This is a genomic window from Streptomyces chartreusis, assembly GCF_008704715.1.
Taxonomy (GTDB): Bacteria; Actinomycetota; Actinomycetes; order Streptomycetales; family Streptomycetaceae; genus Streptomyces; species Streptomyces chartreusis.
Map to the genome: position 1 here is coordinate 2,154,465 of NZ_CP023689.1, position 12,741 is coordinate 2,167,205.

The 12,741-nt window shown below is 72.5% G+C and carries 11 protein-coding genes; 5 read left to right on the plus strand and 6 right to left on the minus strand.

All coding sequences use genetic code 11. The features are described 5' to 3' along the window. The 4 genes from CP983_RS09030 (at position 1) to CP983_RS09045 (ending at position 5,644) form a co-directional block, all read left to right on the plus strand. Positions 1–825 (plus strand): helix-turn-helix transcriptional regulator, encoded by an 825-nt coding sequence (locus tag CP983_RS09030; RefSeq protein ID WP_373309807.1) that lies wholly within the window; start codon positions 1–3, stop codon positions 823–825. A 192-nt stretch (positions 826–1,017) separates the two neighbouring features. Then, a complete protein-coding gene (locus tag CP983_RS09035) occupies positions 1,018–3,837 on the plus strand; it encodes a helix-turn-helix transcriptional regulator (protein ID WP_150499217.1) in 2,820 nt (939 codons plus the stop codon). A 222-nt stretch (positions 3,838–4,059) separates the two neighbouring features. Next, positions 4,060–4,848, plus strand: coding sequence for a S1 family peptidase (locus CP983_RS09040; protein ID WP_150499218.1), 789 nt, complete (start codon positions 4,060–4,062; stop codon positions 4,846–4,848). Between the two features lie 148 nt (positions 4,849–4,996). Further along, positions 4,997–5,644 carry a LysE family translocator gene (locus CP983_RS09045; RefSeq protein ID WP_150499219.1) on the plus strand — a complete coding sequence of 216 codons (648 nt, stop codon included), beginning with the start codon at positions 4,997–4,999 and terminating at the stop codon, positions 5,642–5,644. Positions 5,645–5,658: 14 nt separating this feature from the next. Here CP983_RS09045 and CP983_RS09050 read toward each other — a convergent pair whose 3' ends face one another. Further along, the gene (locus tag CP983_RS09050) at positions 5,659–6,762 is read right to left on the minus strand and encodes a winged helix DNA-binding domain-containing protein (protein ID WP_150499220.1); all 1,104 of its coding nucleotides are present in this window, start codon (positions 6,760–6,762) and stop codon (positions 5,659–5,661) included. A gap of 151 nt (positions 6,763–6,913) precedes the next feature. Between CP983_RS09050 and CP983_RS09055 the strand changes: the two genes are divergently transcribed. Next, on the plus strand, positions 6,914–8,071 hold the full coding sequence (locus tag CP983_RS09055; protein WP_107907846.1) for a magnesium and cobalt transport protein CorA: 1,158 nt from the start codon (positions 6,914–6,916) through the stop codon (positions 8,069–8,071). A gap of 8 nt (positions 8,072–8,079) precedes the next feature. Here CP983_RS09055 and CP983_RS09060 read toward each other — a convergent pair whose 3' ends face one another. Genes CP983_RS09060 through CP983_RS09085 form a run of 5 tightly spaced genes read right to left on the minus strand, consistent with a single transcriptional unit; the run spans position 8,080 to position 12,723 of the window. Continuing rightward, a complete protein-coding gene (locus CP983_RS09060; RefSeq protein WP_167537675.1) occupies positions 8,080–8,826 on the minus strand; it encodes an anti-sigma factor in 747 nt (248 codons plus the stop codon). Next, positions 8,823–9,407 (minus strand): ECF RNA polymerase sigma factor SigK, encoded by a 585-nt coding sequence (sigK, locus tag CP983_RS09065; protein WP_229914664.1) that lies wholly within the window; start codon positions 9,405–9,407, stop codon positions 8,823–8,825. The genes CP983_RS09060 and sigK overlap by 4 nt, the downstream gene beginning before the upstream one ends. 43 nt (positions 9,408–9,450) lie before the next feature. Continuing rightward, complete coding sequence (sbnA, locus tag CP983_RS09075; RefSeq protein WP_229914665.1) at positions 9,451–10,611, minus strand: 2,3-diaminopropionate biosynthesis protein SbnA; 1,161 nt, start codon at positions 10,609–10,611, stop codon at positions 9,451–9,453. Positions 10,612–10,651: 40 nt separating this feature from the next. Next, positions 10,652–11,722, minus strand: a complete 1,071-nt coding sequence (gene sbnB, locus CP983_RS09080; RefSeq protein WP_150499221.1) for a 2,3-diaminopropionate biosynthesis protein SbnB — start codon at positions 11,720–11,722, stop codon at positions 10,652–10,654. Next, on the minus strand, positions 11,719–12,723 hold the full coding sequence (locus CP983_RS09085) for a TauD/TfdA family dioxygenase (RefSeq protein ID WP_150499222.1): 1,005 nt from the start codon (positions 12,721–12,723) through the stop codon (positions 11,719–11,721). Before CP983_RS09085 ends, sbnB begins: the two co-directional genes overlap by 4 nt. Positions 12,724–12,741: the final 18 nt, after the last annotated feature.

Sequence of the window (12,741 nt, forward strand, 5' to 3'; positions counted from 1 at the left end):
GTGAACGCGGTCGCAACGGTGGAGATAGGGCGTGCGCTGGCGCGCCTGCGCCGCTCGACCGGGCTGCCGGTCGCCTTCGGCGGACTGGTGGAGCCCGGGCACCCGCGGGTGCGCATCAGCGAACTGAACGGCACGTCCACCGAATCGCTGCGCAGACTCGCGGTGACCTCCGGCAACGGCCTGGGCGGCAAGGCCGTGGCGCTGGCCCGCCCGTGCGCCGTCACGGACTACTCCTCTTCGCGGCAGATCACCCATGAGTACGACGCCGCGGTCGCCATGGAGGGGCTGTGCTCGGTGGTGGCGGTCCCGGTCGTCGTACGGCGCCGGGTGCGCGGTGTCCTGTACGGCGCCCTGCGCACACCCCAGCCGCTGGGCGACCGCACATTGACGGCGGCCGTGGACGCGGCGCGGGACGTCGAGCAGGCGCTGGTGGTGCGCGAGGAGGCGAGCGGGCTGCTGGAGGCGGCCCGGGCGCAGCCGGCGCCGCCCGACCGCAGCGCGGTGTGGGAGCAGGTCCGCGAGGCGCACGCGGCGCTGCGGGCGCTCGCCCCGCGCATCGGCGACCCGGCCCTGCGCGCGGAGCTGCTGGACGCCTGCGGCCTGCTGACGGAGCCGCTCGCGCCGAATGGCGTGCAGCTGGCACCGCGCGAACTGGACGTGCTGGCGTGCGTGGCGGCCGGCGCCACGAACGCGGGCACCGCCGAGCGGCTGGGGCTGCGCTCGGAGACCGTGAAGGGCTATCTGAGGTCGGCCATGCGAAAGCTGGGTACCCACACACGGGGTGAGGCGGTGGCGGCGGCACGCCGGGCCGGGCTGCTGCCGTAGCGGCACGGGCGCGGCGGTGGTCCGGACCATTGTCGCTGTGGTCCGGACCACCGCGACAACCCCTCATTCATTCATCCGTGCTTTGAATTGCCCCATGCTCCACGGTTGTTATTTGGCTCACCTTGCCGGCGGTCCGAAATTCAAAGACCTATTGCCTAATATTGGCCCGGACACGACACACGGAGGGGAGCGGTGACCGTGCGACGGGACTTCAAGGAGCCTGCCAGATGCCGCCCCGACCAGGTCATCGGCAGGGAGGAGCTGTTCACGGCGGCACGTGACCAGCTCGCGCGGGGCGGCAGCGTGCTGCTTCACGGCCCTGCCGGAATTGGGAAGTCGACGGTCCTGCGGGCATTGGCCGGCGAATGCGGCGCGACGGCGCGCACCGTGTTGCGCTGCTCGCCCACGGAGTCCGAATCCCACCTTCCCTTCCTGGCCCTGGCCGACCTCCTCGGCCTCGTCCTGGACGAGGTCTCCGACCGGCTCCCCGCCGCCCAGCTCACCGCCCTGGAGGCGGCGCTCACCGGTCGCGGCGAGTCCACCCTCCAGCGCGACGGCCTCGCCCTGCGCCTGGCCGTGCTGTCCGCGCTGAGGGCCCTCGCCGACACCGGCCCCGTCCTCGTCGTCGCCGACGACCTCCAGTGGCTGGATCCGGCCAGCGCCGAACTCCTCGGCTTCGCCGCCCGCCGCCTCGGCGACACCCCGGTGCGCATGCTGTTCGCGGTGCGGACCGACGGCGAGGAGTACGACCGCCATCTACGCGCGTCTCCGCCGGACACCCTCGCCGTACGGCTTGGCCCGCTGTCCCGCGCCCAGATGTCCACCCTGCTCGAGAACCGCGGCTACACCGGCCTGCCCCGCTCCACCGTCCGGGACATCCACCGCACCAGCGGCGGCAACGCCCTGTTCGCCCTCGAACTGGGCCGCGCCCTCGCCGAGAACGCCACCCCGCCCCGCCCCGGCGAGCCGCTGCCGGTGCCGACCTCGCTGCGCGCCCTGGTGCTGAACCGGCTGGAGATGCTGTCGGACCAGGCCCGCCGCACGCTCCTCGTCGCGAGCGCCGGCGCCCGCCCGACCCTCGCCCTGCTGCACGCGGCCGGCCGGGACGACGCCGAGGCCGAGACCGCGCAGGCCGCCGAACTCGGGCTGCTGGCCACCGAACCGGAGGGTCCCGCCGTCCGGTTCGCGCACCCGATGATCTCCGCCGCGCTGTACGCGGAGGCACCCGCGCAGGAACGCCGGGCCGCACACGCGGCGCTGTCCACCGCCGCCTCCGACCCGATCGAACGCGCCCGGCACCTGGCCCTCGCGACCACCGGCACCGACCCGGAGGTCGCCGCCCGGCTGGCCGAGGCCGCGGCGCTGGCCCGGGACCGGGGCGCCCCGTCGGTGGCCGCGCAGCTCTCCCTGCTCGCCGCCCGGCACACCCCGGCGGACGGCACGCCGAGCCCGGACGCGCTGCGGCTCGCCGCCACCGAGGACGCGATCACCGCGGGAGAGCTGGACCTCGCCCGGGACATCGCGCGCGAGGTGCTCGCCCGCACGGCCGTGCCGGCGGAGCGGGTGCGGGCCTGGATCGCGGTGATCGAGACGGCCGGCCACGCCATGACGGAGGTCGACTCGATCTTCCCGCAGGCGCTGGCCGACGCGGGCGAGGACCCGAAGCTGCTCGCGCTGGTCCACTACCAACTGACCTGGCGCGCCCTGCTCGTGGAGGGCGACTTCGACGAGGCCCGCGAGGAGGCCGGGTACGCGGCGGAGCTGGCCGCGCGGGCGGGTGACCGCTACACCGAGCTCCTGGCGCTCGCCCTGAAGGCGCAGATCGAGACCCTGATGGGCCACCCGGACGCCCCCGCGACCATCCGGCGCGCCCTCGAGGAACCCCAGGACCCGAGGGTGGCCTGCCATCACAACGGGGCCGGCTACTCCCGCTTCCGCTGGCTGATCATGAGCGACCAGCTGCCCGAGGCCCGCGCGGCGGTCACCGCGCTGCTGCGCGAGGTGCGCCGGCACGGCTGGGTCGAGAGCGAGGTGCACTTCCTGCGCGGGGTCGCGGAGACCGAACTGCACTCCGGCCACTGCGGACGCGCCCTGGACCTGGCCCGCGAGAGCCTGCGCCTCGCCCGTGACACCGGGATCGGCGAGGTCGCCTCCGCCGTGCTGACCTCGCTCGCGGAGGCGGCGGGCGGCGAGGTGGAGCGGGCGCTGACGCTGGCGCGGGAGGCGATGGAGCACGCCGAGGAGGACGGCGACCAGATGTACGTCTCCCGGGCCCTGGCCGCCCTCGGGCACGCCCAGCTGGTGGCCGGGGACACCGAGGCGGCGGTGCGTTCACTGCGCCGGGTGCGTGAGGTGGAGCAGGGGCTCGGCATCACCGATCCGGCCCGCGGCCGCTGGCACGGCGACCTCGCCGAAGCCCTGGTGCGCTGCGGGGAGATCGCGGAGGCGCAGGACGTCATCGACGTCACCCGCGAGCAGGCGCTGCGGCTGGACCGTGAGAGCGTGCTCGCCGTCCTGGACCGCGCTCAGGCGCTGGTGCGCGCGGCACGCGGCGACCGGGACGCCGCGGTAGCCCAGTTGACGTCGGCCCAGGACCGGCTCGGCAAGCTGGGGTACGGCCTGGAGGAGGCGCGGGCCGCCTTCGCGCTGGCCCAACTGCGCGCCGGAGCCGCGGGTCCGACGTCGTACGACGAACCGGCCCGGCTGTTCCGCCGCTGCCGGGCGCTGCCGTGGCTGCGGCGGGTGGAGGCGGCGGCCGCGGTCGGCGCCGTGGAACCGGCTCCCGCTCCCCTCGTCGCACCGGACGGCCTCGACGGTCTGGACGGGCTCGCCTCGATGGAGCGTCAGGTCGCCGCGCTGGTCATGGAGGGCGCGACGAACCGGGAGATCGCCGCGCGCCTGTTCATCAGCGTCAAGACGGTCGAGGCGACCCTGACCCGGGTCTACCGCAAGCTCGGGATCCGGTCGCGGGTCGACATCGTCCGACTGGCGGCAGGGCGCCGCACGACGTGAATTTCACCCTTCCAGGTCGGTCCGCACAGGTTTAGCGGTACACGACCGAGGGTTTTCCCTGCCCAACTCCCTTAGGGGGTTCCCTCATTGGGAAGGGGAACGTCCGGGACCTACCTTATGGGTGTGCCGCTCGCCCGGGCACACGGGGGCCGGTCCCGCGTCCCTCGTGAAACCCCCCACACCCGTGCGACCCCCCACCGGCAATCCCCCTCGAGGAGTCTCATGTTCGGGCTCACCCGTGCCAGAAGGACGGCCGCCGTGGCGGCCACCGTCGCCGCCGCCGCGGCGGCCCTGCTCAGTGCCCCCACCGCTGAGGCCGCCGACTCGCGCATCGTGGGCGGTTCGACCACCACGACGAGCGCGTACCCGTTCATGATGCAGATCACCGACGCCTCGCAGAACCAGTTCTGCGGCGGCACCCTGGTCTCGGCCACCAAGGTCGTCACCGCCGCCCACTGCATGGTCGGCGAGAGCAACTCCAGCGTCCGGGTGGTCGGCGGCCGCACCTACCTCAACGGCACGAACGGCACGGTCCGCCGGGTCAGCGACATCTGGATCCACCCGGACTACCAGGACGTCACCCAGGGCAACGACGTGGCCGTGCTGACCCTGTCCACGTCGATGTCGTACACGCCGGCCTCGTACGTCGGCTCCTCGGACACCGGTGTGTACGCCGCGGGCACCACGGCCCGCATCCTCGGCTGGGGCACCACCTCCTCGGGCGGCAGCTCCTCCAACCAGCTGCGCACGGCGACCGTGCCCACGGTCTCCGACGCCGGCTGTGCGAGCTCCTACGGTTCGGACTTCATCGCGTCCGACATGGTTTGCGCCGGATACACCTCCGGCGGCGTCGACACCTGCCAGGGCGACAGCGGCGGTCCCCTGCTCATCGGGGGCGTCCTGGCAGGGATCACTTCCTGGGGCGAAGGTTGCGCCCAGGCCGGTCACCCGGGTGTCTACACCCGGCTGACCACGTTCTCGGACGAGGTGACCGAGCAGATCGGTTCCTGATCGGCAACGTCGTCCAGAAGGTCTCCTGAGCACACCTCAGGTGAAAGACCGGGGGGCGTTGCGGGCCTCCACGAGCGGCCCGCAACGCCCCCTATCCATGTCCGCCCGCCGCGGGGTTGAATGGCCGGGTTCCACGGAGGTGATGGTCATGGTGTCCACCGACCGGCTTTTGGCGTTCGCGGCGATGTCGCTGCTGGTGGTCCTGATCCCGGGACCCAGCGTGCTGTTCGTGATCGGCCGGGCGCTCGCCCACGGCCGCCGCACCGCGGTCGCGACGGCCATCGGCAACGTCTTCGGCTCGTACGCGCTGGTGATCGCGGTCGCGGTGGGCATCGGCTCGCTGGTGGAGCGGTCCGCCGCGATCTACCTCGCGGTCAAACTGGCGGGCGCGGCCTATCTGGTGTTCCTGGGCGTCCAGGCGTTCCGGCACCGGCGGGAGCTGCGGGTGTCGGCGGCCGAACCCGCCTCGGCGCGTCCGGCCCGCGGTGATCTGCGCACGGTCCTCGACGGCGCCCTGGTCGGCATCACCAATCCCAAGGGCGTCGTGTTCTTCGCCGCCGTACTCCCCCAGTTCGTGGACCAGTCCGCGGGCCGGGTCCCCCTGCAGATGCTGCTGCTGGGGCTGATCCCGATCATGATCGGCCTGGTCACGGACACCGCGTGGGGCCTGACGGCGTCCGCCACGCGCACCTGGTTCGCCCGCTCGGACCGGCGGCTGTCGCTGATCGGCGGCGCCGGCGGCTTCACCATGATCGGGCTCGGCGTGACGGTGGCGGTGACGGGCCGCGCGGACTGAGGAACGCCGCCCGGCTACGGCAGGACGGTCCCGAACCGGATGTCGTACGACTCCTGCGGGTGCATGACCTGAAGCGTGCGTGCCGCCTCCTCGGTCACCTCCTTGCACTGGGCCTTGGTCAGCTCGGCGAACGGCTCGATGACGAGGGCATCGTCGAGGATGCGCCACACGCCGGCGAGGAAGCCGTCGACGAGGAACGGGCAGTAGACGGTGTTCGCCTGCCAGGTGCGGCCGCGGTTCGCGGGCGGCACGACCCGGGTGCGGTCGGCGTGGGAGAGCAGCAGGTTGTCGAACTCCGGCAGGAAGCGGGGCGGCGCCGGGGTGTCCTCGTCGGGGCGGGGGGCGTCGGGGAGGTCGAAGAGTTCGACGCCGTTCTCGTCCCGGAAGACGAGCAGCTCGGGGCGCAGACGCTCGAAGGCGGGGCGCATCCGGGTCAGCCCGGACCAGGTCTGCATGTCCTTCACGGACGCCGGCCCGAAGGCGGCCAGATAGCGCAGGACCGTGGCGTCGGCCGAGGCGGCCGGCTCGGCGGGGCGCCCCAGCCAGTGCTCGACGGTGGTGAGGGAGACCTGTGCGCCGCGGCCCCACAGTCCGCGCGGGGTGACCTGGACGAGGGGCAGCTTGCAGCGGGCGGCGACGGCCAGGGACTGCGGGTCGGCGTCCGGCCACTCGGCGCCGAGTGCCTCGCGCAGCTGCTTCATGGTGCGCGGCTCGGCCTCGACGAGTTCACGGGAGAGCACGGCGAGCCGGTCCAGGTCGACGCCGACGAGGCCCTTGCGGAAGTAGTTGATCTCGCGGTCCCGCGCGGGCTGCACCAGCGGGCGCAGGGCAAGGCTGTCCTCGGCGCTGTGCAGGTGGATCGTCGAGCGCATGGTGACCATCCGCACGGCCGAGCGGTCGGCGAGCAGCCCGGACAGGTCCTCGGGCGTGAAGCCGTCGAGACGGGCCGCGAGGGCGTAGTACGGCGGCTTGACCTCCTGCGCCTGGAGGCCGACCAGATGCTCCACGGCCGCCATGGCGGACAGCGGCGAGCGGCGCAGCAGGAGCTGCCGGTCGAGGGTGGCGCGGTTGAGGGCGCGGGTGCTGAGGACGGGCTCTGCCGTGGTCCGCTTCGTCATACCGGTCACGCTAGCGAGGCTTGCGGACACCTTCTGTCCGCAACTCTCACGCGGTCCTGGATCGGCTCGCCCCGCCCATGTCATTCGCCCCGTATATCCTGCTCGGTGATCACGCACCTGCACCCGCCGCCCCGATCGGGAGGGAGCCGCAATGTCCGAGCGACGCCCCCGCCCCGCCTCGAAGAACCCCATGAAGTCCGTGTGGCGCCGCGGTTTCACCCCGCCGCCCGCGGAGCCCCCCGCGCCGGCGCCCGCGCCGCCCTCCGGTGCTCCGGAGCAGTCCGAGGTGGTCAGCGTCGTGCAGGCGGCGCTGTACCGGGACGGCGTGCGGGTGTCCTCCCCCGCCACGCTCGCCGAGACCTACCGCGAGTTGCGCGACCAGCCGTCCGGCATGGCGTGGATCGGCCTGGCCCGGCCCACGGAGGCCGAGCTGCTGTCCCTGGCCGCCGAGTTCGACCTGCATCCGCTGGCCGTCGAGGACGCGATGGAGGCACATCAGCGGCCCAAGCTGGAGCGCTACGGCGAGACGCTCTTCGTGGTGCTGCGCGCGGCCCGCTACCTCGACGCGCCCGAGGAGGTCGACTTCGGCGAGCTCCATGTCTTCGTCGGCCCCGACTTCGTGATCACGGTCCGGCATGGCGCGGCCCCCGATCTGTCGGGGGTGCGCAGGCGCATGGAGGAGACGCCCGAGCTGCTCAAACTCGGCCCGGAGGCGGTGCTCTACGCGATACTGGACGCGGTCGTCGACGGCTACGAGCCAGTCGTGGCGGGCGTCCAGATCGACATCGACGAGATCGAGACCGAGGTCTTCCGCGGTGACCCCGAGGTCTCCCGCCGCATCTACGAACTCTCCCGCGAGATGGTCGAGTTCCAGCGCGCCACCCGCCCGCTCGTCGGCATGCTGCACGGCCTGATGGCGGGCTTCTCCAAGTACGGCACGGACGAGGAGCTCCAGCGCTATCTGCGTGACGTGGCCGATCACGTCACGCACACCAGCGAGCGCGTGGACGGCTTCCGCCAGGCCCTCACCGAGATCCTCACGGTCAACGCGACCCTGGTCACGCAGCAGCAGAACGCGGAGATGCGGGCGCTCGCGGAGGCGGGGTTCGAGCAGAACGAGGAGATCAAACGGATCTCGTCGTGGGCGGCCATCCTCTTCGCCCCGACCCTCGTCGGCACCATCTACGGCATGAACTTCGACCACATGCCGGAGCTGCACTGGGTGTTCGGCTACCCGTTCGCGATCGCCCTGATGGCCGTCGTGTGCACCAGCCTGTACGTCATCTTCAAGCGCAAGGACTGGCTCTGAGCACAGGGTCAGGCGGCGGGCAGGGGCCAGGTGGCGAGGGGGTTGCCGCTGGGTTCGGCGGAGCCCTTGCCCGGCTCGACGGTGATGGCGAGGGAGTCGGCGGTACCCGGCGGGGGCAGGGACACGGCCTGAAGGGCGGTTCTGGCGGCGAGGAGGCCGGCGGAGCGGACATGGTTCCCGGGGGCGATGTACCAGAGCTGGTAGGTCCTGTCCGGGGGCAGCGGGGCCAGGTCCTCGCAGAAGTAGGCGGCCTGGTCCAGGTGGCGTGACACCGCGACGGTGCCGGTGCCGCCGTAGGGGACGTCCTGCCTGACGAAGGTGGTGTCGGGGGCCGACAGGAGCCGGGTGAGGTCGGCGGTCCTGCTGTCGGCCGCCTGACGCGTCTGCTGCGCCTCCTGGTGCTGCCAGGCCGCCAGACCCCCGAACGCGGCGGCCGCGGCCAGACAGGCGGCCAGCGCGAGATTCAGCATCCGGGGCGTGAACCGCCGGCCGCGGTGCTCACCTTCCCGAGCCCCGGGCGTCGGGGGGAGCTGAGGGGTCCGGGCCGCCTCGGCGAGGACACGGTCCTTCAGCTCCGGCGGAGGGGTGCGGGCCGCCGCGAGTCCGAGCCAGGTGGCGGCCTGCTGATGAAGCGCGATCTCGTGCGCGCAGTCGGGGCAGTCGGCGGCGTGCCGCAGGAACCTCTCGCGCTCCTCCCGGGTGAGGGCGTCCACCGCGAAGGCACCCGCGAGGTCGTGTGCGTCGGCGGTGATCACGGAGGATCTCCCAGGCAGTGCCGCAGGTGGGTCAGTGCCCTGCGCAGGCGGCTCTTGACGGTGCCCAGCGGCAGGGACAGCGCCGCGGCGATCTCGGTCTGGGTCAGGCCCTGGTAGTAGGCCAGCACCACCGGCTGCCGCAGCTCGGCGGTGAGCTCCTTCAAGCAGGAGCGCACCTGTTCGCGTTCCCCGATCGACTCCACCGTCTCCACGACGTCGTCGTACGCGAGAGCGGCTTCCTGCTGGGAGACGGTGCGCTCGCGTTCCGCGGACCGCTGCAGGGTGCGGACGCTGTCCACGGCGCGGTGGTGGGCGATGGTCATCATCCAGGTCATGGCGTGCCCGTTCTCGGGCCGGTAGCGGGGGGCGCTCTGCCAGACCTCGAGCATGACCTCCTGGGCGACCTCCTCGGCACGTCCCTGGTCCTGGAGGACTCGGCACGCCATGCCGTAGATCGGGCCGGCGGCCACGTCGTAGAGGCGGCTGAAGGCGTCCCTGCTGCCGGCGGCGACGGAGACCAGCAGACGGTCCGTCTCGGCTGCACCGATGTGCCGGGCCTCGGAGGCCTGCCGCTTCGCCACAGCCTCTCCCACCTGTGTGTGCCTCGATGCGCAGTGCCGGGAGTCATGCGCCCTCCCCCACAGTGTCCGAGGCCCGGCCGTCGCCCGCATCCCGGAGTGGGGCGGACCCGGCCGGCCAGGACCCGGGTGCGGGCCGGCCCGGGCCCACGGTCCTGATGCCATCGGTCCGGGCCTCGTCCCGCCGGCTCGGGTGACGCACCCGGGGCCCGGACACGAGCACCGGTGGCGCGGCGTCGGCGGCCGGGCCGCCGGGGAGCAGGACGTCCTCGCCGTAGAGGGCCTCGACCCAGTTGGCCTGGTAGACGGTCTCCAGATAGCGCTCGCCCAGGTCCGGGGCGATGGCCACCGCGGTGAGGCCGGGCGAGTCGTGGGCGGCCAGCCAGCGCATCGCGCCGCTGACGACGGTGCCGGTGGAGCCGCCGAAGAGGAACCCGCGGCGGGCCAGGTGATGGCAGGCGCGGATGGTGTCCGCCTCCTCGACATGCACGGCCTCGTCGACGTAGGACTCGTCGAGCAGGGGAGGGCAGACACTCATGCCCAGGCCGGGCAGCATACGGCGGCCCGGGGCGCCGCCGAAGGTCACGGAGCCGACGCTGTCGACGGCGACGATGCGGACCCGCCGGTGCCAGTGCCGGAAGTAGCGGGCGCAGCCCATCAGCGTCCCGGTGGTTCCGGCGCCGACGAACAGCACGTCCAGCTTCGGGAAGGAGCGGGCGATGGCGGGTCCGGTCCTGCGGTAGTGCGCTCGCCAGTTCTCCGGGTTGGTGTACTGGCTCAGCCACACGTACCGGTCGTCGAGGGCGCACAGCGCGCGAACGTAGTCGATCCGCGCACGGAGGAAGCCGCCTTCGGCGCTCGGCTCGGTGATCACGTGCACCTGGGCGCCCAGCGCCTTCATCACCAGCCTGGTCGACAGGTTGCAGCGGGAGTCCGTCACGCACAGGAACCGGTAGCCCTTGCTCGCCGCGATCATGCTGAGTGCCACGCCCATGTTCCCGGACGAGGACTCAAGCAGCACCGACCGCGGGGTGAGGACCCCGGCCCGTTCGGCGGCCTCCACCATCTCGGTCGCGGGCTTCAGTTTGATCGAGCCGGCGAAGTTGAAGCCCTCGCACTTCAGATAGAGCCCGCGCCCGAGTACCGGCCGGAGGTCGACGTAGAGATCCTCCTCGTTGAAGGTGTAGGGAGCGGATATGACTGACACGATGGCCTCCGCGGATCGAATGCGGCCGGGCCGGACGGTGTCATCCGTACCGGCGCAGCTCATGGAAGAAGCCGTCGACGACGTCCAGCTCCCCGGAGCCGGCCACCTCGTCGTAGACGTATTTGCCGACGGCCAGGTCGAGCACTCCGAGGCCGAAGGGCGAGAACACCACGGTCCGGTCCGCCGACGGTGTGACGCGTGCGGCCATCACGTCGGCCAGCGTGCCCGTGAGGAAGTCGCGGTTGCCCGTGAGCCGTTCGGCCAGGTGGACGGAGGTCTCCGCCCTCAGGCAGTGCTCGACGTCGTCGACGATGTTGTCCGAGGCGAGCACGATCTCCGGAGCCAGGTCGCGCAGCGAGACATGCAGCACGAGCGGACCGTGCGCGAACCACGACGGCTCGCTGACGTGCGGCCGGGCGGCGACCGTGGCGAAGACGACCAGGTCGCTACGGCGGATCAGTTCCTCGGCGCTGTCGTGCACGGCGATCCAGCCGGTGGCGCCGGACTGCTCCAGATAGCAGCGGAAGCCGGCCGCGCTGTCGGCGGACACGTCGTGGATGCCGATGGCGTCGAACGACCAACCGGTACCGGTCAGGAAGGTGTGGATGTAGCGGGCGATCAGGCCCGTCCCTATGAAGCCGACGCGTGTCGGGCGTCGTCTGTCGCGGCTGAGCAGGTCCGCCGCCAGTGCCGCCGACGCCGCCGTCCTCGTGGCGCTGATGATCGACGCCTCCATGCAGGCGAAGGGGTAGCCCGTACGGCGGTCGTTGAGGATGAGCACCGCCGACGCCCTCGGGATGCCGGCCGCCACGTTCTGCGGACAGCTGGAGATCCACTTCAGGCCGTCCACGCCCGACTCCCCGCCGATCGAGGCGGGCAGGGCGATGATCCGGGACGACGGGCGGTCGGGGAAGCGCAGGAAGTGGGACGGGGGGTTCACCGAATCGCCGGCGCCGTGCAGCCGGTAGGTGTCCTCGACCACCTCCACGATCTGCTTCTCGCGCCCCCGCAGCGCCTGCTGGACCTGGCCGCCGGACACGACCGCGAACGGTGGCACGGTGACCGGCCCGTTCCGGGCGGGCTCCCAGGTGGTGGATGGAGTGGCGGTCATCGGGCGGTCACCTCCACGGTCGGTGCGCAGTCGGCCAGGCGCACCGCGTCCGTCATCGCGACGAGCACTTCGCGCGGCCCCTCGTACGGCTCCCTGCTGTGGGCGGTGCGGACGTTGTCGACGAGCATCAGGTCGCCGTCCTGCCACGGCTCGCGCACGGTGTGGGACCGGTAGACCTCGTTGAGCAGTTCAACGGTGTCCTCGCCGATCGGTGTGCCGTCCCCGTAGCGGGTGTTGAACGGCAGCCCGTCGGCGCCGTAGACGTCCACCAGGTACTCACGGATCTCGGGGGCCAGCGTCCACTCGTTGAGGAACGCGATCTGGTTGAACCAGCACCGCCGGCCCGAGACCGGGTGGCGCACCACGGCGCTGCGGCGCTGCCGGGTGCGCAGTCCGCCGTCGGGCTGCCACTCGAACTCGATCGCGGCCGCCCGGCAGTAGCTCTCGATCACGTCGCGGTCGTCGCTGCCGAAGGCATCGGCCAAGGACGCCCCGATCTCCTCGTTGTAGCTGCGGGTGAGCAGCCAGCCCTCCCTCAGGAACCGCTCGACGAGGTCGGTGGGCAGCGCGCCCAGCACGGCCGGCCCGTCGGCCAGCGCGGTCGCCCCGTCGGCGGCGGGCGCGGTGAGGCAGGCGAACAGCATGAGGCCGGGGAACTCCAGGGCGTAGCTGAGCTCATGGTGCATGCACATCGGCTGGTGGGGCGGCCACTTCGACGAGGAGTAGACGCCGTCGGAGTGGGCCCGCCGGGGCGCGAAGGCCTCCTTCTCGGTCATCGGAGCGGAGGCCAGCCGCCGGACGACGGCCGCGGTGTCGGCCGTGTCGCCCAGCCCGAGGCCGCGTACCAGGACCGAACCGTGCTCGGCTACGAGGGCGCGTACGGCGTCCCGGTGCTCGGCGGCCCAACTCGCCGCGTCGCCGGTGGAGTCGGCCCGGAGGATCGGCGGTTTGCCGGGCTCCAGATCGACGCCGGGCATCGACAGGGGCAGCGAGGACGGCATCTCGGTCTCCTTTCGGTC